Below are 22,573 nucleotides of genomic sequence, written 5' to 3'. Positions count from 1 at the left end.
GGGAGGCGGTCCCCGTGGAGGGGGAGGCGGTTCTTCCGGAGGCGGAGGCGCCAGTCGAGGCTGGTAATGCAGCATACAAAAAGAGTGGGGAATATTATTTCCCCACTCTTTTTGTATTATTTATTTAATTCCTGTTACACAGACTGTTACCATAGGCCGTGCATTTTTATAAGAAATTGATATGGAATGGAAGCCGGCTGCTTCCATATCTGATTTAATTACTTGTCCAAGACTTTTCGTTATCGTTTCATTTGCTCCTTCTTCTCGCGGCTGCACAGTAATCGCGATCTGTCCCTTGCTTTCAAGCATTCCATATAGGTGCTGCAGGGATTCTCTTGGTTTGGTCCACAAAGGATAATTGTTAACTGAGAAGATCTTGTGATATTTTTTATCCGGAAAGAAATCATGTATGTCCTTTACGAACAACCTGACTTTCCCTTGCTGAATACAATCGTCATTCAGCTTTGCTGCAGCTGATTTCATATCTTTTGAAACGTCGACTCCATCCGCTTCTACATGGCGGTAATTGTCCATGATATAACGGATGCTGTATCCAGGACCGTAACCAACCTCTAAAATAGAGTCTCTGCGTTTTATCTTGAGTTTTCCCACTGTCCATTTATTAATCTTACGGTTTTCAAAATACATAATTTTACCCGCAAGTTTTCCTATTATTCCTTCAGGTTTTTCAAATTGTTTTGCCAAAATTTCAAACATGTCTCTCACCTCGTTGCGTAATACTTATATTTAATCCTTTTTTGCGGTTTCTAAACCTTTTTCTGTTAAACTTGGCTGTTGATTTTCAATCCAGGCCTTTGCTTTTCAGTGGACGGTCCCAGAGCCGAGCCTTCCTGGCAGCATTAAGCCTGCAGGGTCTCCCGTTAACTCGCTTTTGACGCTGGACTTTGAATAAGCATCCTCGAAGGAAATGCCAATGCATTTTCAAGGATTTCACGCCTTCCAACTCCAATCAACAGTGTGCCAATACCAATACAATGCTTTAACAGAGCCTTCTGTTAGTATGGATGTGGATAAATATTTTTTTACAGGAAAAGGTACTAATATGAAAAAGGATTGGAGGAAGTCCGGTGATTTATGGTGAGGAACAGTATCGAAATGACTTAAACCGGTATATTGGCAATATAGATCAGCAGCTTCATTCACTTTCCAAAACGCTGGAGGACTTCAACTGCTGTATTTTATCCGATTTTGAAAGATTGCAGAAAATGGTGACAGATGCCCACAACATTGCTTCCACTTATTATTTGCAGTCTTATTTATCACCATATACAAAGGAATATTCAAACCTGTCATTGGCTGCCCAGCATTTATCGGAAAAAAGGCATGGCGGTCTTATTATTGTGGAGAGAAGGCAGCCGCTTGATGATTATCTGCATAATGGAACGTCAATCGGGGCCAAGGTCAGCCATACCTTGCTGGAAACGATCTTTTTTCCGGGAAATCCTCTCCATGATGGGGGGACCCTTATAAAAGAAGATATGATAATCTCGGCAGGCAATATTTTACCTCTTGCAAGGAAAAGCATAGAGGGGAAGAAGCTCGGGACAAGGCATAGGGCTGCGTTGGGAATTACAGAGAAAACGGATGCAGTTGTCATTATTGTTTCCGAGGAAACTGGCCGAATTTCATTTGCTGTTGATGGTCAGCTGTATACAGTGAGAACATAAAAAATCCCCCTGAGATTGGGGGATTTCCTGTTTTATTTCTTGTTCATTTGTTTTCCGCTCTTCTTCTGGCTTTGTGATTTGTTATTGCCAATCTGAAAGTCGCTTCCTAGTTCTATATCATTCCTTTTATCCTGCTTTTCAATTTGTTCTCTAGTTTGGTTTGCATTTTGTCTGCCTTGTTTTGTCATCCAGCATCCTCCTTTAAATAAAGTGATAACAGTTTTAATATGCACCATCTTACAAAATAGATTAATGTCTCCAGTAAAATTATTAAAAGACCGGCAATAAATTTATCTTGCATGAATACACATTTTGAATTATCGTAAGGGTATTTCAAATACATAAAGAATTGGTGGGGTAAATGAACAGGATAAAGAATAAAATCAATGCTTTAACACCAACACAGCTGATCGTCTCCTTCTATGCTGTAGCAGTTACGATTTCTGTCATTTTATTAAGTTTGCCTGTCGCTCGAAAACCGGGCATGTCCTGGTCTTTCACAGATGCGCTATTTACTGCAGTTAGCGCAGTAAGTGTAACAGGGCTAACTGTGGTATCCACAGTCGATACATTAAGTACCACGGGCATTTTCTTTTTAATGTTCATTCTTCAATTTGGCGGTATCGGCATAATGACGCTTGGGACCTTTTTATGGCTGGTAGTCAAAAAAAGGATTGGCCTTAAAGAAAGACGTTTGATTATGATTGACCAAAATCAGACCAATCTAGCTGGCCTAGTTGTCTTAGTAAAACAAATCCTGCTTTTGATCCTTGTGATTGAATGCATCGGCGCTATAATACTTGGCTTTTATTTTCTAAATTATTACCCAACATGGCAGGAGGCGTTTCTGCAAGGGGCATTCGCTTCAGTAAGTGCGACCACAAATGCAGGTTTTGATATTACCGGCTCCTCGCTTGTGCCATTTGCAAATGACTATTTTGTGCAATCAATTAATATTCTTTTACTTACTCTAGGGGCAATCGGTTTTCCTGTTTTAATAGAGTTAAAAGCCTTTTTGTTTAATAAAGACAAGTTCTTCCGGTTTACGTTATATACAAAATTAACAACACTTACCTTTTTCTTTTTAATGCTTTTAGGCACAATTTTGATTCTGCTATTGGAATTTAATCACTTCTTTAAGGGTAAAGAGTGGCATGAAGCTTTCTTCTACGCGTTTTTTCAATCGTCGACGACAAGGAACGGGGGCTTGGCGACTATGGATGTCTCTCAGTTCTCTGAACCGACTTTGCTTGTAATCAGCTTTTTAATGTTTATTGGTGCTTCTCCAAGCTCGGTAGGCGGAGGAGTAAGGACAACTACTTTTGCTCTTAATGTTTTACATATCTATCACTTTGCCAAAGGGAAGAAAACGATAAAAATCTTCAAAAGAGAAATTCATGAGGAGGACGTTAATAAATCTGTTATTGTGACAATGATGGCTGTAGGGCTATGTTTTATGGCCGTTATCCTTCTATCCATTTCAGAAAAATTTACCCTAATGCAAATAATCTTTGAAGTATGTTCCGCCTTCGGGACAACGGGTTTGTCGATGGGGATTACTCCGGACTTAAGCACATTCGGGAAGTATGTTATTATTGCTCTTATGTTTATTGGAAGAATTGGAATCCTATCCTTTTTGTTCATTATAAATAAACATGAACAGTACGATGATAATTACCATTACCCTAAAGAGAGAATAATCGTTGGTTAAAAATATTTTTTAGAATGGAGGTAAATTTTATGTGCGGGCGTTTTACTCTGACCGAGACAATCCATAAGCTCCAGATGGCATTTGAATTTGAATATTCAGGCGGAGAGATTGTACCCAGGTACAATATTGCACCGAGCCAAAATATATTGACGGTTATTGGAAACGGAGAGCAGCGGATAGGCAAACAGATGAAGTGGGGGCTCGTCCCCTTTTGGGCCAAAGACGAAAAGATTGGTTTTAAAATGATCAATGCCAGAGCGGAAGGCATTGATTCAAAGCCCAGCTTTAAAACACCATTTAAAAGAAAACGATGTTTAATCCTTACAGACGGTTTTTATGAATGGAGGAAAACAGAAGAAGGAAAACAGCCTTACAGATTTATTATGAAAGATGAAGAGCCCTTTGCTTTGGCGGGAGTTTGGGATACATGGAATAAAGGGGAAAATCCCCTCATGAGCTGTACAATCATTACAACAGACCCTAATGAAGTAACGGAAGAAGTCCATGATCGGATGCCGGTTATATTAAATAAAAGCGATTTTGAGGATTGGCTTAATCCGAACTTTAATGATACTGACTATCTGAAATCTTTGCTGGTTCCTTATTCGGCTGAGAAAATGGACAAGTACCCGGTATCTTCTAAAGTTAACTCTCCCAAAAATGAACTGGCAGAGCTGATTTCTCCGCTTAATAGTTTATAAAAAAAAAAGGCGCCGCAGGGGCGTCCTTTTTCTTATCCTCTGTTTACAAACATCGGCAGGTCTGTATGTCCCATTTCGCGGACATAAACAAATAAGTTCCCTTTATGATGGATTTCATGGTCCATGGCAATCTGAAGAAGCTGGCTTCCTGTTAACTCAATCCCAAAAATCTGTTTCATATCAATGCTTCTTTCCAATTCCTCATTTGTCAGGGAAGATATTAAATCTTTTGTCTTTTCTGTGTAGGCGGCAGCCGCTTCTGATAGATTTTCCGGCACGTCAACAAATTTTTCGCCAAAGATTGCTGCATTGCCGTCTTTTACGGTTCTTACAAACATATAAAAGGAAGTGAGCATATGAGTGGCTAATTTGCCCGCAGGCATGCTTGTTTCAGTTGGCTTGTAATCATAATTTTTCTCTTCAATTTTATTGATAAGTTTATTTGTTACACTGCGATGTGATAAGAAATAGTTTAAGCGCTTTTGTGATCTTTCCATCATAATCCCTCCTAGAATGAATAATCCAAATACTATTTTCAACTACAATTCCTTAAAATCCTACCATTAAATTTTCTTTTTCTAAATTTTTTTGCCTTTAGCCTTGGCATGACTCTTCAACAAACATTATTTTAGAGCATTATCTGGCAGGAATTTTACAATATCTGTGGAATAAATTAACAGAGTATAAAAGATTTTGAAGAATCTCTGGCATACAGACATAGTGTTCAAAAGGGGGGAGATTCCAGCATGGGAAAAAAGAAAAAGAAAAGCCATGTGCCATTTAGGGTCAATTTATTATTTTTTGCAGTTTTTATTCTATTTTCATTGCTTATTTTAAGGCTTGGAGTCGTTCAAATCGTTAATGGAGAGACATATAAAAAGGAGGTTGAAAGGACGGAAGACGTCATCGTTTCCAGCCCGGTTCCAAGGGGAAGGATGTTGGACAGGAATCATCGGCTAATCGTGGATAATATCCCAAAAAGTGCGATTACGTATACAAACCGGAATGCCAAACAGGAAGAGATGGTGGAGGTAGCAGAAAGACTGGCTGTACTAATTGATAAAAAGCCGGATAAGGTGAGGGAACGGGATAAAAAGGATTTTTGGATCATGAAAAATCCTGAAGCTGTTAAAGAAAAAATTACTGAAAAGGAATGGGAGCTTTTTGAAAGCAAAAAGCTTACCGATAAACAAATCTATGAGATGCAGCTTGAAAGAATTACAGATGAAGATCTTAATCAGCTAAGTGAACAAGATCTTGAGGTTCTCGCAATCTATAGAGAGTTTACAAGCGGCTATGCCATGACTCCTCAAATTGTGAAAAATGAGAGTGTAACTCCTGAAGAATACGCGGCTGTAAGCGAAAACCTGCAATATCTGCCTGGAGTCAATACGACTACAGATTGGGACCGTACATACGCCTTTGGCAATACACTTCAAACTGTTCTCGGGAAAGTTACGGATTCGAACGAAGGGCTGCCTGAGGAAAGGGTGGATTATTTTCTTGCAAGAGATTACAGCAGAAATGAACGGGTAGGGAAAAGCTATCTTGAAATGCAATATGAGGATGTCCTGCACGGACAAAAATCAAAAGAGAGACTTATTACCAAAAAAGGTGAAATTCTCGGAAGTGAAATGGTTTCGGATGGACAAAGGGGAAAAGATCTTGTCCTAACGATTGATATGGATCTCCAGCGGGCAGTGGAAAAAATATTGGAAGAGGAAATTTGGGCGGCAAAACGGACTGGCGGAACCTATTTAATGGATCGTGCATTTGTCGTGTTAATGGATCCCCATACAGGAGAAGTCCTGACGATGGCTGGAAAAATGATCGGCAAAGATGACGACGGCAAAACGGTTCTTCAGGATTATGCGCTTGGAACAATTGCATCCTCTTATAATGTTGGCTCATCAGTTAAGGGTGCTACGGTTTTGACAGGATATAAAACAGGTGCCATTACTCCGGGAACAACTTTCTTGGATGCCCCAATGAAAATTGCAGGAACTCCGCAGGTGAAAAAGTCCTGGTTTAATTTTCAGGCTGTAATGAATGAGACCAGGGCTTTGCGTATTTCCTCGAACGTTTATATGTTTAAAACAGCTGTAGAAATAGCTGATGCACGATACGCTTATGACCAGCCTCTTGGATTTAAAAACCCAAGGGCATTTGAAGATATGAGAGATTCCTTCGGCCAGTTCGGTCTTGGTGTAAGAACTGGCATTGACTTGCCGAATGAAATGGCAGGGTATGAGGGGCCGCTTCGTTTGCCTGGGTTCCTGCTCGACCTTGCTATCGGCCAGTATGATACGTATACTCCAATGCAAATGGCACAATATATATCAACCATTGCTAATGGGGGCTACCGAATTCAGCCGCGCCTTGTAAAAGAAATTCGAGAGCCTTCTAATGTGCAAAATGAGTTAGGGCCAATTTGGAAGGATATTCAGCCAACTGTTCTGAATACGATCGATGTAACCGATAGAGAGTTAAGCACTGTAAAAGAAGGTTTAAGGCAGGTTATGCAGCACCCGGAAGGAACAGCATATAGAAGATTTGCTGACGCTCCTTATTCTCCGGCTGGGAAAACAGGTACAGCGGAGGCCTTTTACGATGGACCCCTTAGAAAAAAAGGAGATCCCCTAATTGATGTTATGAATTTAAGCCTCGTTGCCTATGCACCACATAACAATCCTGAAATTGCCATGTCTGTTATTGTTCCGTGGGCGTATCAGGGACGAAGCGGACATACAGCCAACTATGAAATAGGCAGAAGGGTTTTGGACACATATTTTGCATTGAAAAAGCAGCGGATGTCCGGAAAAAAACACGAACAGCTTACAGAAGAAAAAGAAGAGAATACAGAAACAGAAGTATCCTAATTTCTTGTTATATTCTATCTAAAAGGATAGGTAAGATCGATCAAGGGTGGCCATTTCATCGCAAGCCGCCGAAACTGCAATCATACAAGAAAAGCCTTTCCTTATTGGGAAGGGCTTTTCTTGTACAGAAATTTATTCCTTACATGTCTGAGTTTCTCTCTAAGTTTAAACTGTTTTTCACTTTTTCCAAAAATTTTACGGTTAACGAGAAATTGAATCGTTTCTTCCAAAATAGCCAAGATTATAATAGGAATGGAGATTATCAGAATCCAAAACCACATGCTTCTGCTCCTTTCTTCCGATGAACATACTTTAAATATATTCAAAAATCCAGAAGGAATGAACGAATTGGAATTTATATCCTTAGACAAAAGGGTGATTTAATGGAGTGCCTGCCCGATTAACCTAATATCATCCAGGAGAATTTGTTTTATTTTCTCATCATGGCACTTGTAATAATCATTAAACAGGCGCCCAATCTCATTAATAAACGATAAATACTCTGTTTCCTTAATCATCTATCAAGCTCCCGTTCTAGTTGTTATTTTACTTATAACCTATTTTTAGTACCATAAACAATTTATTGAAAAAACTCTACCATTTTAAAAGCAGCTGCTGTAGTTTAAGAAAAGGACATTCGGGAAAATAGTTTTAAAAAGGAGGTCGCTATCATGAAAACAATTAACGTTGAGCTTCAATACGATGAACAGGAATTGAATAAGGACCAAACAAAGGTATTTGATCAATTGAAGGAGCAGCTGGATGGAACGGGTTTTCAAGTTGTAACGATTATGGAAAATGATAAATATCTCCAGGAGCATTCCGGCCTTCCAAACCAAAAGAAAAATAAAGTACTGCCATCACAGCCTGAAGGCGTTGAACCTGATATCAATTCAAGCGGCGCCGGTGGTATGGTTTCCCCTGATTCTAGTGATAGTAAATATTCTTAAACAAAACCGAGCCTTAGTCTTATTTAAGATTAGGGCTTTTTTGTATTTGGCTATGGTTTTAAAGCTAAGTGTTGATTTAGTACATGCTGAATGGAGTGGAAAGCGCGAGTTCCTCGTAAATGCATTCCGATTTCCTTCGTGCGTTTTTTATTCAAGGATGCTTGTTCAGAGTCCTGCGGGAATAGCGTACCAAAGGGAGACCCAGCTGGCGTAAAACGCTGAGGAGGCTCCCGGATCACCCGCGGAAAGCAGTTTCTTGAGCGGAAATTAACACGCAACTTTAACAGAGCCAATAAAAAAAGGGATTCAATGGGATTGGATAGAATCTGCAAATAGAAGGATTAAATAAAGGGTGTTATATAATGGGGCAAAAGCTTTTAAGAGTCGGAAAAGTATACATACCTGTCACAAATGCATGTAATCCATTAAGTGGTATATGGAAAAGCTTGAGCGGTTGAAAGCTATAACGATAAAAGGATAAAGTGCCCATTATCAATACGGCGAGCTGAAATTTCTTCCTTGTCGAATCTTCTGAACAAGAGAGCATGAACTTTATGGATACAGACGGAAACAAGCGTTTTTGAAGCAGATGGACTCGCACAATTGGAAAGTCTGAGCAAAGAGCTTCTTTTTCGAAAGGTAAAAGCAGGGACCCCGGGCATTCTGTCCGTAACTTTGTTTTTTCCGATCCGGAAGAAAATCTTTTCGATGTATGGAGTGAATTAAGCCCTAGCTTTAAAAAAGCGTATAAGATGGTAAAAGAGCAGACGGAAAGCAGGGTCTGCTCTTTTTCTTTAAGTATTGATAGTTGTACAGTACTCGGTCTGTTTTTTTATTAGCAATTATCCGATTTGTGAAGATGCAGCGGAGGAGGAATGAGCCAGCCTTTTTCTTTATTCATACGGAGAACCTTAACACCCAGTGCAGCTTTTTGCGTATGGAATTGGCCAAACATGCCGGAAATGTCTTCACGAATGCATTGGCCCATAATCGTACTGCATCCAACCATTCCTGCTGCGATATCCCCAGATAATTTAGCTGCTACTTCGGGATCCATAAACCTTGCACCAGCTGGAATATCATTCACACATGCATCAGGGCGATCCGGCGGTGCTGGAGGCAGCCCAATCCCGTTCTCCTTTAAGAGTGCTTCGATTTGTTCTTCTTCTTGCTTGGAAAGGCGGATAGCTTCTTCAAGCAATTTTTTCAAGTCTTCATCTCCGGTGTGGCTAATCATCGTTTGATATGCTGACGCCATGCCCTTGCCTGCCAACAAGTAAGACCATGCGCTATAGACCTCGCCATAATGCATCGGCTCGTCTTTCGGATTACCGCTTAAAATACCCATTGTATACCTCCTGAAAAAATTCATGATATGTGCCACCTTCCTAAAATTGCACAGGTATAGCATGCCCAATTGCTTATTTAAAATGCCTTCTAATAAATCAGGACGATGAAAAGGTTAAAGTCTACACAATTGTGGTAAATACCCATAAAAGAAAGAGGAGATGAAATGATGGAACAAGCTAAAAAAACATACTATATAGATATCGAAAATGCTCAAGTATATCCTGAGCCAGATGAAGATGCTGACTGGCAGTTTAAAATTTTTGCTACAGATAAAGAAATAGCAAAATTAGCCGATTATATCAGACGAAATTATGACGCGGATATGAAAACATTTGAATTGGCGCATGTCCCTTTTGTGGAAGAGAAAGAGGAGGATCAAAATCGCAATTATGATGCAAGTATGGAAGGAATATATGGGATGATTTACGAACTCGGTGATGAAGAAGCCCGCAGAAATATCGAAAAGATGGGCATTTTAAACAGGGGATAAAATTTAATTGAATATTTAGAAGGTACGCGGCTGGTTTCCATATGGACAGGCCGCTTTTTGTTGTCATTACAGGGATCGGCGGTAAATTAGGATGAATGTTCCCATATAGAATACGAAAAAAATTAATTTTAAGCTGGAAAATGAATTTATCAAGGAAAAAGTCATTTTATCAACGAAAATTTTGATATATCAACGAAAAAGGGGATTATATCAACGAATTTTTCAAGATATCAACGAATCCAAAAATACATTATGCTGAAAGGTTTTCAGAACAAAATAAAAAGAACCATCTCTTCTGTATTCTTCAGAAAAGCGGTTCTTATGTCTGCTTGTATTTAAATGATCTTTCTTGGTCTTCGTTTGTCTTGTTCGCATATCCGTAAAAGCAAATGGGCTGCGATTCGATTCAGGATTTCTTTTTCCCTCGCGAACAGCTTTATCACGGAATTTTTTTGCAGCTGATTTAGCCATATTTACAACTCCTTCGAAAAGATTAAGTTCATTTTATCATATGCAAAAGGCCTCCTGCACTTATTTTAAGCAGGAGGGATCACGTTTGTTAAAAGTAAAATAAATAAAACCAATCCAATAAGAAGGAATATCGCAGAACCCAGAACAACATAATTTGGCCTGAAGTGAAACTCTTCCCGTTTTGTTAATAATCCAGTTCGGGCACTTGTTGTGATGTCAATAAATCTCGTTACCGTTCCTCCGCTCCCTGAGAACCATACACTTAAGGCGGTAAAAACTACTCCTGCAAAAAACATAATTTCTATAAATCGAATGGATAATGCTCTTGAAATAAAGAGTGTAATCACCGATTCCGCCAATAATGTAATGAGCATTATAATCAAATTCCTTTTCATCAGCCCGCCTCCTCATATGATATACGGATGAGTGTTAACTATAGTTTCAAATTGCAGACCTCAAAGCAGGCAATTTTTTTATTTTCCCTCATTCATTCCGGATTTCTTGCTTGCAATTTAAGTGCGCAGTGAGTTTATTTACTTGCAATAAGAGTGAACGGTTACAACTTCCGATAAATCCCCCGATTAATTTAACTAAACACCATAAAAGTTTCACTTTGTTAAAGATAGGGGAATTTCCCCCTCCTAATGGGGAGTTTCCCCGATATGTAAAAACTCTTCCCGCTTTTACAATAAGGTTAAGGTAATTGTTTGTGAATGAGGAGGAGTTAATATGCAGGCAAAAGCTGCAGTCAATCAAAAAACAGGAAATACACTAAACAATGCATTTGCATCAAACTTTGCTAAGTCGATGTTTTTATCAGTAACAGCACTTGCAATCTTATCTTTTATCGGAACAAGAATGTTTACACATGTGGATTTGAACCTTTACGGATATATGGTTGGAACAATCGTCTTTCTTGGAGGTTTTTTTTCCCGGTTTATTGCCTGGGGTGAACGCCCTCCAACAAAGATCATTCTAAAAAAAGGCCTGAAATTGTTATTTCGAAAATCAACACCTAAAACTTCAGTTGAACATCTTGCCACTTACAATTTCATCTGGAATAGGGGAATTTACCGATGGACCCAGCACGTGTTAATCGGTTGGGGATGTATTCTTTCCTGCTTTGTTACTTTTCCGCTCGTTTTCGGCTGGATGTACTTTACGATGGACGACAATGGCTACTATAACATTATTGCATTCGGAATGCAGGTAATGACTGTTCCTGCGGATGGCATCATCGCAAATCTTTCTTTTAACGCTCTGAATATTACGGCTGTAATGGTAATAGCGGGCGTTTGCATGGCTCTGTACCGCCGCTTGAAAAACATGCAGGCAAGAGCTGAACAGAAATTCCTTTATGATTTCATGCCGTTATATATGCTGCTTCTTGTTAGTATTACTGGATTAGCCCTAACATTTATGAACATATTTTTACATGGTGCTGGACAGCCGGCGATGTCCCTGATTCATCAATGGTCAGTCATAATTACTTTAATTTACCTGCCATTTGGAAAGCTGGCACATATTCCTTTCCGCCCAATGAGTGTTCTGGCAAGAAACTACAAAGAGCATTATGCGGAGCAAGCCATGAAGGAATGCAAAGTGTGCGGAGATCAGTTTGCTTCATCAGAACAATCAAAAGATGTCGTCGATGTGCTCGGCATGAACGATATTCAATTTAAATCAAAGGAAGGCCACCATCTTGCAGAAATGTGCCTTCCTTGCCGAAGGAAATACCGGATTGCACAATTTTCCGGATTCCCTACTCATGAAGTGAAGGTCAAGGAGGCAAACCAGAATGCAAAGGGATAAGTTTTTTAAAGAAATAGAGAATTTAAACCATCCAAATGAAAAATTAATCAAAACGCATTGCAGCTATTGCGGCATGCAATGCGGTATGAATCTGAGGGTTAATACACAGACAAATAAAATCATCGGGGTTGAACCGAGGTATGACTGGCCGGTTACAGTCGGAAAAATGTGCCCGAAAGGTGTTACAGCCTATCAGCAGACTAACCATAAGGACCGGCTTTTAAAACCGCTGATCCGGGATGATGCTTCACTAAAAGGAACTACTAAAGGATTCCGGGAAGCAAGCTGGGATGAGGCATACGACCTGATTGCCAAGAAATTCACTGGGCTCCAAACGGAATATGGAAAAGATTCATTATCTGTGTTCAGCGGTGTTTCCATGACAAATGAAAAATGTTATCTGACTGGCAAATTTGCACGTGTTGCCCTTGGAACACGCTATATCGATTACAATGGCCGCTTCTGTATGTCAAGCGCTGCCGGCGGATTCCTCCGCTCTTTCGGTGTGGATAGAGGTTCAACACTGCCATGGACTGATATCCATGAAACAGATTGTCTATTTATTGCAGGAAGCAACACGGCTGAATGCCATCCAACTTCCATGTTCCGAATCTGGAATGTGCAGGAAAGGGGCGGTTATATCATAGTGGTAGATCCGCGTGAAACACCGATTGCCAGAAGAGCAGACCTTCACCTTGATTTGCAGCCGGGAACTGACCTTGCACTTGCAAATGGGATTGTTAATCAATTAATCGAATTAGGCTATATAGATGAGGAATTTATCAACAACCATACAAACGGATTTGAAGAAACGAAAGAGCTTGTTAAAGATTTTACCCCGGAATATACCAGCATGCTGACTGGTGTGGCACCTGAAAAAATAATTCGTGCAGCAGAGCTTTACGGCAAGGCGCCAAATGCGGTTGTTATGTTTGCACGCGGAGTCGAACAGCAGCATAAAGGTGTAGACAATGTGTCAGCTTACACAAATATGGCGCTTGTAACAGGGAAAATCGGCCGCCCGAAAGCAGGGGTAGCCACTTTTACAGGCCAGGGTAACGGCCAGGGCGGAAGGGAGCATGGACAAAAATCCGATTTGCTGCCAGGGTACCGTAAAATTACAAATCCTGAACATGTTAAAGAGGTTTGCCAGGTATGGAACATCACACCTGATGAAATGCCGAAACCGGGTGTTTCCGCATACGAAATGTTTGAACTAATGGAGAAGAAAACAATTCGCGGTTTGTATCTGCTTTGCTCAAATCCGGCTGTATCAGCCCCAAATCAGAACTTTGTAAGAAAAGCGCTGAAAACTTTGGATTTCATGGTTTGCTCAGATTTCTATCTTTCAGAATCAGCGGAATTTGCAGATGTCATTCTTCCATCCGTAACCTGGTCTGAAGATGAAGGAACTGTAACGAACATTGAAGGACGCATCATCAAAATCAATAAAGCACAGGAGCCATTAGGAGAATCCAAGCCAGACTGGCAGATTCAAGTAGAGCTGGCTGAACGGCTAGGAAGAGGAAAGCAATTTTCCCACTTGAAATCAGCAAGAGATGTTGCAGATGAATTCAGATTGGCAAGTAAAGGCGGATATGCCGACTACTATGGTGCCACATGGGAAAAGATCGATAAACAGGACGGTGTATTCTGGCCTTGCAAGGATGAAAATGACCAGGGAACACCGCATATGTTTCTTGATAAAAAGTTCTATCACCCTGATGGTAAAGCTAAAATATGTGCACTTCCATACCGGCCGCCGGCTGAAGAGCCTTGTGAAAAATATCCGCTCCGCTTAACAACCGGGCGTGTTGTATACCACTATTTATCCGGCAACCAGACAAGAAGGATTCCGTTCCTGCATGACATGTGTCCTGAGCCGTTTGTGGAGGTCCATCCTGAAACAGCAGCAAAATACAATATGGAACATGAAGAAAGAGTCCGCCTGTTTACTAGAAGGGGCGAAGCCATTTATAAAGTGAAAATAACAGAAGCAATTCGAAAGGATACGGTTTTCGTTCCTTACCATTTTGGACATGAAGACTCTATTAATCTATTAACCATAGCTGCGCTGGATCCAATTTCCCGCATGCCGGAATTTAAGGCATGTGCTGCCCAGCTGGAAAAAGTCGAAATGAAGAAGGTGCAATAAATGAAAAAGAGGCTGTACTTGGAACTAGAAAACTGTATAGGATGCCGTTCATGCCTGGCAGCATGTACGCAATGCGGAGGGCATGAGGAACGAAACAGGAACTATGTTTACGATGTAAACCCTCTCGTTAACCGGCAGACGATGCCTCTTATGTGCCTTCACTGTGAGAATCCGGCATGTGCGAGAAGCTGTCCGGCCCAGGCAATCCAGATCCATGAAACAGGGGCAGTTTTATCTGCCCTCGTTGAAAAATGCATTGGGTGCCAAAACTGTACGATTGCATGTCCTTATGGCATACCAAAATTTGATACCGAACAAAACTTAATGTATAAATGTGACTTGTGTATTGACCGGACCAAGGATGGCATCCCGCCAATGTGTGCGAGTGTATGTCCATCCAATACACTTCAGTGGCTGACAGATGAGGAAATTGAAAACAAAAAGAAGCAATTTAACCTTGATAACGGCAAATGGGTCACAAGCATGCCGTACCTGGAAGGCGAAACAAACGTTAAAGTAAATCTGCCGGGAATCCTGCAGGGCATTACAAAGCTGTATTAGGAGGGATTAGGGATGTCAGATAAAAATAATAAAATTCCCTTTAACGAAGATAATTACACCCATAATATTGAACGGAATAATGAAAGAAAGCTGGACAGACGGGGATTTATGAAAACATTGGTTGGAGCTGCAGGCGTATTTGCAGTTTCCTCCCTTCCATGGGGTGCTGTAGCTGCAAAAGAATTAATGGGTCTGGGCGAAAAAGAATATCCGCATAAAAAAATAACAGATGTAAGCAAATTGCCGATAGGGAATGCAGTGGATTTCAAGTTTCCTGGAGATCATGATGATGCCATCCTCATTCGATTATCCGAAAACAATTATGTTGCCTACCAAAACGCCTGTACACATCTCCGCTGTCCGGTTTTTTGGGTAAAGGAACAAGGGGAGATGGTTTGTCCTTGCCACCACGGAAAATTTGATGTGGAAACTGGCGCACCGACTGCCGGACCGCCAAGAAGGCCGCTTCCGGAAATACAGGTTAAGGTGGAAAATGGAGCAATTTATGCAGTGAGGGTGAAACGTTATGAAGCGTAGCTATATTGGCGTCATCGTTTTGGCAGCTATATTAATGATGAATATTGTATTTACCCAGTATATGGTCCATCAATACTATTACGAAAACTATGTGAATGTGTTAATTTTCGGCGGGTTAAATATTGTATTATTTCCCTTGGCTGTATTCGCTTATAAAAAGACGATTAACATGAGGGCGTGATTTTAATGAACAATGAGACTTTTCTTGATTTTTGTTTTGTCAGAGAGGCATCTGGAAACTTTGCATTAGAGGTTGATCAAATGCTTACTGAGTTATTTAAAGGGGTTCGCCTGAACTGGTACCTTGATGAAAAGAACGAGGGCGGCATGGATATTGTTGTCGCTGAAGTAAAAGGCATGAGCAAATGGGAGTCAGAAGACGAAACCATTGATTTTATTGAAGACCATGCCGATGACTCTTTCTGGAGAAATTTGCAGGGATACCAAATGTATATCTATCCTGCAAAGGGAGGGTGCAGCAGCTGTGGAACTCATTAAAAAAGAAGATTTGGATGCATTTGTTCTTCAAAACGTTCAGGTAGCGATACTGGATGAAGAAGGGAATGACAAAGCCCCCTTTGTCCCTAAAGTCATACAAAAAACCGGACTATGCCCTGATGAAACACACTTGCGCATTTATTTTGACCATATAAATTTCTTTGCGGTTCCCCTAACTTCCTCTGTGGAAGCAACAGAGCAGGAATGGGCTGCATTTGATCATGATGCTGGTTTAAAATATGTAATTAAGAAGAGAGCGTGAAAATAATGATAAGAAAAATACAGCTTCCTTTACAGACGATGAATTTAATAGCTGGCTTTATGGTATGGGTATTAATCTCATCACTTATGCCGTTTATCAAGGAAGATATAAATATTCCAGCCGATAAGCTGGCACTTGTAACAGCAGTTCCGGTTATCCTCGGATCGCTGCTTCGCATTCCGCTAGGCTACTATGCAAATCAATTCGGCGCAAGAAAGATTTTTATGTTCAGCTTTATCCTGCTATTATTTCCTGTTTACTATATCAGCATAGCGGATTCTATTACCGACCTGTTGATTGGCGGGTTATTCCTTGGACTTGGAGGAGCCGTTTTCTCTGTTGGTGTGACATCACTTCCAAAGTATTATCCAAAAGAACGCCACGGCTTTGTAAATGGAATTTACGGTGCTGGTAACCTGGGAACAGCTGTTACTGCATTTGCTGCTCCTGTTATGGCAACTAAATTTGGTTGGTCTGCAACGGTGCAAATTTACCTTGTCATTCTTGGAATCTTTGTTGCCGCTAACTTCTTTCTTGGTGATAAAAAAGAGGTAAAGGTCAATACACCTCTCCTTGAACAAATCAAAGGTGTCTATAAAAATGAAAAACTTTGGCTTTTAAGCTTGTTCTATTTTATTACATTTGGATCTTTTGTCGCATTCACCATTTATCTGCCAAACTTCCTTGTTGCACATTTTGAACTGGATAAAGTGGATGCAGGTTTAAGAACAGCTGGCTTTATTGTCCTTGCGACTGCTATGAGACCGATAGGAGGATGGCTTGCTGACCGCTTCCATTCATTGATTCTGCTTATGTTCGTTTTTGGGATTTATACTGTATCTGCGGTGATTCTTTCATTATCCCCATCTATCACATGGTATACATTCGGGTGCTTAAGCATTGCTTTCTCTGCAGGGATTGGAAATGGAGTGATCTTTAAGCTTGTTCCAATGTACTTCCAAAAGCAGGCCGGCATTGTTAACGGAATTGTCTCTGCAATGGGTGGTCTTGGCGGATTCTTCCCGCCGCTGATTTTGACACTATTATTTAATATGACTGGCCATTATGCAATTGGCTTTATGGCCTTGTCTGAAGTTGCGCTTGCCAGTCTAATCCTGGTTATATGGATGTACTTCCAAGGGAAAATGGAAATTGCAAGCCAGGTGATTGACCACACCGTTGAGGGTATTCTGGTTACAGATAGGAACGGAAAGATTATATCTGTAAATCCCGCATTTACAGAAATCACTGGTTATCTGGAAGAAGAAGTGATAGGCAAAAACCCTAATATACTTAAATCTGGAAGACAGTCCAAAGGCTTTTATCAGGACTTATGGAAAACAATCGAATCAAGGGGATTCTGGCAAGGGGAAATTTGGAACAGCCGGAAAGATGGGGAGGAATACCTGCAATGGCTCACCATTAGTGCGATTAAAAATGATGCCGGAGATGTAATACAATATGCCGGAATGTTTAGTGATATCTCAAGCCATAGAGTGAAACAGGTGAAATAACAAGCCAGACTTTTTTTATAATTGCATTTTAATAGCAAGGAGGAGGGGTGAAATGGAAACCCAGCCAGCAAAGAATACTATCAGTTCCTACATTATTCAATCTCAGGAAGAGGAGATCAAGCGCATTGCCCTGGAGCTTCACGAAGGGGTTGGTCAAACGCTTTATAGTCTTTACACCGGCATGCAATTCATTGAAGCTGCTGTAAATCTGCCAGATTTGAAAGGTTATGTAGGGGATATGGCGCAAATGCTCGAAAAAACAATTCAGGAAATCAGGCTTCTGGCTGTGGAATTGCATCCCCCTACTCTTGAAACGCTTGGCCTGCTCCCGGCCATGAAGAGTTATCTTAAGTTATTTACTTCTACCTATGGAATCACTGTTGATTTGCAAAACGAGGGGATAGAGGTGCAGATCAGCGAGAGGGAAAGCATTACCTTGTTCCGCATTTGCCAGGAAGCTTTAGCGAACATAGCAAGATATGCTGATACCATGAGTGCGATTATTGTATTTCATTGGGAGCCAGGCAAGCTTTCAATCAGCGTAAAAGATCAGGGCAAAGGTTTTGATGTCGACTCAGCTATGAAAAAATCGACAGGCCTTGCTGCTATGATAGAACGTATGTGCTTAATCAACGGAAAATGCAAGATAAACTCCAATATTGGGGAAGGGACTTCAATAGAAATTACCCTTCCGTTATACTAAGATTAGTTAGAAAGAACAAGGGATTGCGCAAAAGCGAATCCCTTGTTGTCTATTTTAAATCATTTATTATACGGACAATGTTAAGGGGGAGCCGGCTTGATAAAAATTTTACTGTGCGATGACCATGCAGTAGTTAGAATGGGTTTGAAAATGCTTTTAAATAATCATAAAGATATGCAGGTAGTCGGTGAAGCTTCGGAAGGTAATGAGGGGATTCAGCAGTCGCTTGACTTAAAGCCTGATGTGGTAGTGATGGATTTAAGCATGCCGCATGGAAAGGATGGATTGTCTGCAACTTCAGAATTAAAAAAACTTATGCCGGATGTAGCCATCCTGATTTTGACTATGCATGATGATGAGGAATATTTATTCAGGGCCATTCAGTCTGGTGCTTCCGGCTGTATTTTAAAAAGTGCTCCGCATGATGAGTTGGTGGCTGCCATCCGTTCAGTTGCCGGTGGAAATGCTTACTTGCATCCATCTGCAACGAAAAGGCTGATGGAAGAATATATCGGAACCGTAAAGCAAGGAAACACCGACACATTCAATCTCCTGTCTGACCGCGAGAAGGAAGTTCTGACATTAATCGCCAAAGGCTTCTCAAATAAAGAAATTGCCGAACAGCTTGTCATAAGTGTTAAGACAGTTGAAACACACAAAGGCAATCTGATGGAAAAGCTCCAAATGAAAACAAGGCCTGAGCTTGTTTCCTATGCACTAAAAAAGGGGCTGTTAGGGTATGGAATATAAGGGATGCAGCCAGGCTGGAAACGGCCAGATTGATCAAGCCTGTGAAAAAGTTCTATCTGAATTGGAATGTGATTTTGTCGGTCTTGCCCTTCAAAATACGGATGGGCCGGATGTGAGGTGGCATTACGCTGCAGGCAATAGCAATGAAAAATACAAACGGATTACTGTCAGGTACGGAAAAGGCATTGCAGGGAAGGTTATTTCAACCGGAAGGCCGATGTATTTGGAGAACTTCCCAGAGAATATTTCTGGCAAAGCGCTTGAATATCCAATTATGCTTGCAGAAAGCCTTAATTTCGCCTATGCAGTTCCGATCCACTTTAAGGGCATTCCCAAAGGTGTGCTTTTGATTGGGAATCGAACCGGTCAGCCTATTAATGAAGGTGAGCAGAGCGCAGTTCGGTCAGCCGTCAGAAGGCTGGAAGAAAAGCTGAGCGGCCTAATCTAAATTCAACTGGAGGAAAGAAAATGGACAGGAATGATCAATTACATAATAAAAGAGAGATTGCTCCTGATTCCAGCGATGCTACCATTCTTATTAATGAATCGGGCAACATCTCCTACGCGAATCAGCAGGCACATGATCAATTCGGCTACAAGGACAATGAATTGTTGGGAAAGAGCCTTAAAGAATTATTGCCAGGAATAACTTCGCTCACTGCTGAGGAAGGCAAAGTAATCCATCAGTATGGAAGGCATAGGAACGGGCAAAGTTTTTCGATTTTTTATAGAATAAATTCTTTCAACTTTGGCCAGGAAAGCTTTTTTTTAATCGTTTTTCATTCTGTAAAAGACCGATCGCGTTTGAAAAAACAGCAATCATATCCCTTAAATGAACTGGTGGACCTTCAATTCGCTCTGGATGAATCAACGATTGTAGCCTTTACCGACCAAAAAGGGAAAATTAAATATGTAAACGAAAAGTTCTGTGAGGTTTCAAAATATTCCGCTGAAGAGCTGATTGGCAAAGACCATAGAATTATTAATTCCGGTTATCATTCCAAAGAGTTTATGGAGAACCTCTGGAAAACGATCTCCAGCGGGAATGTCTGGCGCGGTGAAATTAAAAATAGAGCTAAGGATGGAACTTTATATTGGGTTCATACGACAATTGTGCCTTTCATGGATGAGAAGGGGAACCCCTACAAATATCTGGCTATCCGCAAGGAAATAACTGAGTATAAGCGTGTCGTTGCGGAACTGAAAAAATCTGTAAATGAACTGATAGACTTAAAGTTTGCCCTTGATGCATCGTCAATAGTGGCGATCACAGATCAAAAAGGCGCCATAAAATATGTTAATAATCAATTCTGTAAAATTTCAAAATATTCAAGAGAAGAATTGCTTGGGCAGGATCATAGGATTATAAACTCTGGCTATCATTCCAAAGAGTTTTTTAAGGATTTATGGAAAACGATTACCTCAGGCCAAGTGTGGAAGGGGGAAATCAAAAACAAAGCAAAGGACGGAACTTATTATTGGGTTGATACAACCATTGTGCCTTTCCTTGATGAAAAAGGGAAGCCTTATCAGCATCTCGCCATCCGCCATGAAGTTACCCAAAGAAAGAATGCAGAAGAAGAGCTGCAAAAAATGATGACAAGAATTATTGATGTTCAGGAGGATGAACGGAAGAGATTGTCGCGGGAGCTTCACGACGGAATTGGCCAAAATCTATACAGCCATTTAATTACGATTAACAGGCTGCAGGCAGAAATCAGTCATCCTCTCCTAGATCAAATGCAGGATGAAGCGACTGAGATTATTGAAGAGCTTCGTGATCTTTCATGGGAGCTTCGACCTTCTGTTCTTGATGATTTGGGGCTGATTCCGGCTATACGTTCCTATTTGGTCCGTTATTCCGAACATCATAATATTAATGTCCATTTCGATTGTTACCTGACCTCCCGCCTTAGTTCCAACAAAGAGATTACGATCTACAGGATTATTCAGGAAGCGCTGACCAATGTCAGGAAATACGCCGATACAGAAGAAGCAGCTGTCACAATCCGCCAAATAGATGAAGAAATCCGCATAGTCATCGAAGATAAGGGGAAAGGCTTTAATGTTGATAAAGTCACACGCGGTGTCGGACTTTTCAGCATGGAAGAAAGAGCTAAAGCCGCTGGAGGTTCTATAAAAGTCCATTCAGCAGAAGAAAAAGGAACAAGGGTCGTCCTTGAAATTCCTTTATAGGAAAAAAAGCTGCCGTAAAATCGGCAGCTTTTTCTATACGGCAATATGGTTCTCTATAAGCGTCTGGAGGGACAAAAACGTATGAAAAAGGTTCGAAAAAGTCCTTCATAAGGATATGAAGGACAGAAATTACTTAACAAAACCCTTTTAAAGAATCAAACCCAATATATTTCCGCCAATTGCACCAGTCACAACAATAACCCATGGCGGAAGCTTCCAATAGACCAGCATGCTGAAAAGAACTGCGGCAAAGGCAAAATCTGCAGGTTCAAGAATGCTGCTTGTCCAAATGGGGTGGTAAAAGGCTGCTATTAAGATACCAACTACTGCTGCGTTCACACCCATTAAAGCACCTTTTATTTTTGGATTGCGGCGAAGGCTGTCCCAGAAAGGGAGAGTACCTAAAATCAAGAGAAAAGCCGGCAGGAAAATAGCCGCTGTTGCGAGCAAACCGCCTTGCCATCCATTGATTGCTGCTCCAATATAAGCAGCGAAAGTAAATAAGGGTCCTGGCACTGCCTGGGCTGCACCGTAACCTGCCAGAAAGGCTTCTTCACTTAGCCAGCCAGCCGGGACAAACTCGCGCTCCAGTAATGGAAGTACCACGTGGCCTCCTCCGAAAACAAGCGAACCTGAACGATAAAAGCTATCGAATAAAGCTACCCAGTTTAGAGCCGTAAACTCCCTTAGGATAGGCAGCAATATTAACAGACCAAAAAATAGCACTAGGCATCCGATAGCAAACCTTTTTGAAATAGGAAAATGTATCTCTGCGTCATTATTCTCGGCATGCTTTTTGTAAATTAAAAATCCAATAAATCCTGAGATTAGAATGATTGCGACTTGTGTAAATGCTGTTTGCCATAATAAAGTAGCAATAATGGCAATTAAGGCAATTGTTTTTCTTGGCAGGTCAGGTACCAGCTTTTGCGCCATTCCTAAAACTGCATGCGCAACTACGGCCACTGCGACAATTTTTAGGCCGTGTATCCAGCCCGCTTCTGCCACATCTGTACCCTGCAGCAAGATGGCAAAGATGATCAGTGCAATGACAGATGGCAGGGTAAATCCAAGGAAGGCCATGATGCCGCCGGCTACACCAGCCCGCATTACTCCAATGCCAATTCCAACCTGGCTGCTAGCCGGTCCGGGGAGGAACTGGCATAAAGCAACCAAATCAGCATAGCTCTTTTCATCCATCCATTTCCTTCTTCGAACATACTCGTCGTGGAAATAGCCAAGATGTGCCACAGGTCCGCCGAAGGATGTGAATCCGAGTCTTGTTGAAACAATTAGTATTTCCAGTAAAGACTTTAAACTTATTTTATTCTTGCCCATTATGCAT

At 41.0% G+C, this 22,573-nt stretch carries 26 protein-coding genes; 18 read left to right on the top strand and 8 right to left on the bottom strand.

Features of this window, described 5'->3' with window-relative positions:
- Positions 1–120: 120 nt before the first annotated feature.
- Entirely contained in the window at positions 121–717 is a 597-nt protein-coding gene (locus DFO73_RS13805) for a class I SAM-dependent methyltransferase (protein ID WP_110065317.1), read from the bottom strand.
- Between the two features lie 371 nt (positions 718–1,088).
- On the opposite strand from DFO73_RS13805, the gene cdaS reads away from it, so the two are divergent.
- A complete protein-coding gene (gene cdaS, locus DFO73_RS13800) occupies positions 1,089–1,688 on the top strand; it encodes a sporulation-specific diadenylate cyclase CdaS (RefSeq protein WP_110065316.1) in 600 nt (199 codons plus the stop codon).
- A gap of 32 nt (positions 1,689–1,720) precedes the next feature.
- On the opposite strand, the gene DFO73_RS28705 is transcribed toward cdaS, so the two are convergent.
- Positions 1,721–1,876, bottom strand: coding sequence for a hypothetical protein (locus DFO73_RS28705; RefSeq protein WP_181396020.1), 156 nt, complete (start codon positions 1,874–1,876; stop codon positions 1,721–1,723).
- 173 nt (positions 1,877–2,049) lie between these two features.
- Here DFO73_RS28705 and DFO73_RS13795 point away from each other — a divergent pair, with 173 nt between their 5' ends.
- Both DFO73_RS13795 and DFO73_RS13790 read left to right on the top strand, forming a co-directional pair.
- Entirely contained in the window at positions 2,050–3,399 is a 1,350-nt protein-coding gene (locus DFO73_RS13795; protein WP_110065315.1) for a TrkH family potassium uptake protein, read from the top strand.
- 29 nt (positions 3,400–3,428) lie between these two features.
- On the top strand, positions 3,429–4,100 hold the full coding sequence (locus tag DFO73_RS13790; RefSeq protein ID WP_110065314.1) for an SOS response-associated peptidase: 672 nt from the start codon (positions 3,429–3,431) through the stop codon (positions 4,098–4,100).
- A gap of 32 nt (positions 4,101–4,132) precedes the next feature.
- On the opposite strand, the gene DFO73_RS13785 is transcribed toward DFO73_RS13790, so the two are convergent.
- Positions 4,133–4,597 carry a DinB family protein gene (locus tag DFO73_RS13785; RefSeq protein WP_110065313.1) on the bottom strand — a complete coding sequence of 155 codons (465 nt, stop codon included), beginning with the start codon at positions 4,595–4,597 and terminating at the stop codon, positions 4,133–4,135.
- 249 nt (positions 4,598–4,846) lie between these two features.
- Here DFO73_RS13785 and DFO73_RS13780 point away from each other — a divergent pair, with 249 nt between their 5' ends.
- Positions 4,847–6,979 carry a peptidoglycan D,D-transpeptidase FtsI family protein gene (locus DFO73_RS13780; protein ID WP_110065312.1) on the top strand — a complete coding sequence of 711 codons (2,133 nt, stop codon included), beginning with the start codon at positions 4,847–4,849 and terminating at the stop codon, positions 6,977–6,979.
- Between the two features lie 380 nt (positions 6,980–7,359).
- Here DFO73_RS13780 and DFO73_RS28700 read toward each other — a convergent pair whose 3' ends face one another.
- Entirely contained in the window at positions 7,360–7,497 is a 138-nt protein-coding gene (locus DFO73_RS28700) for a hypothetical protein (RefSeq protein ID WP_181396019.1), read from the bottom strand.
- Between the two features lie 153 nt (positions 7,498–7,650).
- Between DFO73_RS28700 and DFO73_RS13770 the strand changes: the two genes are divergently transcribed.
- Positions 7,651–7,929: a hypothetical protein gene (locus tag DFO73_RS13770; protein WP_110065310.1), complete on the top strand. Its 279-nt coding sequence runs from the start codon at positions 7,651–7,653 to the stop codon at positions 7,927–7,929.
- 835 nt (positions 7,930–8,764) lie between these two features.
- Here DFO73_RS13770 and DFO73_RS13760 read toward each other — a convergent pair.
- The gene (locus DFO73_RS13760; RefSeq protein ID WP_110065309.1) at positions 8,765–9,277 is read right to left on the bottom strand and encodes a DUF3231 family protein; all 513 of its coding nucleotides are present in this window, start codon (positions 9,275–9,277) and stop codon (positions 8,765–8,767) included.
- Positions 9,278–9,442: 165 nt separating this feature from the next.
- Here DFO73_RS13760 and DFO73_RS13755 point away from each other — a divergent pair, with 165 nt between their 5' ends.
- Positions 9,443–9,769 carry a hydrolase gene (locus DFO73_RS13755; protein WP_258309475.1) on the top strand — a complete coding sequence of 109 codons (327 nt, stop codon included), beginning with the start codon at positions 9,443–9,445 and terminating at the stop codon, positions 9,767–9,769.
- Positions 9,770–9,991: 222 nt separating this feature from the next.
- Here the strand turns inward: DFO73_RS13755 and DFO73_RS13750 are convergent, their stop codons facing one another.
- Together DFO73_RS13750 and DFO73_RS13745 are read right to left on the bottom strand one after the other, a co-directional pair.
- Positions 9,992–10,240, bottom strand: a complete 249-nt coding sequence (locus DFO73_RS13750) for a hypothetical protein (RefSeq protein WP_110065307.1) — start codon at positions 10,238–10,240, stop codon at positions 9,992–9,994.
- 65 nt (positions 10,241–10,305) lie between these two features.
- Complete coding sequence (locus DFO73_RS13745; RefSeq protein ID WP_110065306.1) at positions 10,306–10,635, bottom strand: hypothetical protein; 330 nt, start codon at positions 10,633–10,635, stop codon at positions 10,306–10,308.
- Positions 10,636–10,969: 334 nt separating this feature from the next.
- Between DFO73_RS13745 and DFO73_RS13740 the strand changes: the two genes are divergently transcribed.
- From DFO73_RS13740 to DFO73_RS13685, 12 genes are all read left to right on the top strand, one after another.
- Positions 10,970–12,052 (top strand): hypothetical protein, encoded by a 1,083-nt coding sequence (locus DFO73_RS13740; RefSeq protein WP_110065305.1) that lies wholly within the window; start codon positions 10,970–10,972, stop codon positions 12,050–12,052.
- Positions 12,039–14,207 (top strand): molybdopterin oxidoreductase family protein, encoded by a 2,169-nt coding sequence (locus tag DFO73_RS13735; protein WP_110065304.1) that lies wholly within the window; start codon positions 12,039–12,041, stop codon positions 14,205–14,207. Before DFO73_RS13740 ends, DFO73_RS13735 begins: the two co-directional genes overlap by 14 nt.
- Complete coding sequence (locus DFO73_RS13730; protein ID WP_110065303.1) at positions 14,208–14,768, top strand: 4Fe-4S dicluster domain-containing protein; 561 nt, start codon at positions 14,208–14,210, stop codon at positions 14,766–14,768.
- Between the two features lie 12 nt (positions 14,769–14,780).
- Entirely contained in the window at positions 14,781–15,305 is a 525-nt protein-coding gene (locus DFO73_RS13725) for a Rieske (2Fe-2S) protein (RefSeq protein ID WP_110065302.1), read from the top strand.
- Complete coding sequence (locus tag DFO73_RS13720) at positions 15,295–15,486, top strand: hypothetical protein (protein WP_110065301.1); 192 nt, start codon at positions 15,295–15,297, stop codon at positions 15,484–15,486. Before DFO73_RS13725 ends, DFO73_RS13720 begins: the two co-directional genes overlap by 11 nt.
- Before the next feature lie 5 nt (positions 15,487–15,491).
- A complete protein-coding gene (locus tag DFO73_RS13715; protein WP_110065300.1) occupies positions 15,492–15,803 on the top strand; it encodes a hypothetical protein in 312 nt (103 codons plus the stop codon).
- Positions 15,790–16,065 (top strand): hypothetical protein, encoded by a 276-nt coding sequence (locus DFO73_RS13710; RefSeq protein WP_110065299.1) that lies wholly within the window; start codon positions 15,790–15,792, stop codon positions 16,063–16,065. Before DFO73_RS13715 ends, DFO73_RS13710 begins: the two co-directional genes overlap by 14 nt.
- 5 nt (positions 16,066–16,070) lie before the next feature.
- On the top strand, positions 16,071–17,579 hold the full coding sequence (locus DFO73_RS13705) for a nitrate/nitrite transporter (RefSeq protein WP_110065298.1): 1,509 nt from the start codon (positions 16,071–16,073) through the stop codon (positions 17,577–17,579).
- 52 nt (positions 17,580–17,631) lie between these two features.
- Positions 17,632–18,282: a sensor histidine kinase gene (locus tag DFO73_RS13700; RefSeq protein ID WP_110065297.1), complete on the top strand. Its 651-nt coding sequence runs from the start codon at positions 17,632–17,634 to the stop codon at positions 18,280–18,282.
- A gap of 96 nt (positions 18,283–18,378) precedes the next feature.
- Positions 18,379–19,032 carry a response regulator gene (locus tag DFO73_RS13695; protein WP_110065296.1) on the top strand — a complete coding sequence of 218 codons (654 nt, stop codon included), beginning with the start codon at positions 18,379–18,381 and terminating at the stop codon, positions 19,030–19,032.
- Positions 19,022–19,480 (top strand): GAF domain-containing protein, encoded by a 459-nt coding sequence (locus tag DFO73_RS13690; RefSeq protein WP_110065295.1) that lies wholly within the window; start codon positions 19,022–19,024, stop codon positions 19,478–19,480. The genes DFO73_RS13695 and DFO73_RS13690 overlap by 11 nt, the downstream gene beginning before the upstream one ends.
- Before the next feature lie 20 nt (positions 19,481–19,500).
- On the top strand, positions 19,501–21,228 hold the full coding sequence (locus DFO73_RS13685) for a PAS domain-containing sensor histidine kinase (protein WP_110065294.1): 1,728 nt from the start codon (positions 19,501–19,503) through the stop codon (positions 21,226–21,228).
- Between the two features lie 147 nt (positions 21,229–21,375).
- Here DFO73_RS13685 and DFO73_RS13680 read toward each other — a convergent pair whose 3' ends face one another.
- Positions 21,376–22,566 carry a chromate transporter gene (locus DFO73_RS13680; RefSeq protein WP_110065293.1) on the bottom strand — a complete coding sequence of 397 codons (1,191 nt, stop codon included), beginning with the start codon at positions 22,564–22,566 and terminating at the stop codon, positions 21,376–21,378.
- Positions 22,567–22,573: the final 7 nt, after the last annotated feature.

This window comes from Cytobacillus oceanisediminis (assembly GCF_003182355.1).
Taxonomy (GTDB): domain Bacteria; phylum Bacillota; class Bacilli; order Bacillales; family Cytobacillaceae; genus Cytobacillus; species Cytobacillus oceanisediminis_A.
The sequence above is the reverse complement of the archived record's forward strand: the minus strand, read 5'-3'. Positions and strand labels throughout refer to the sequence as shown.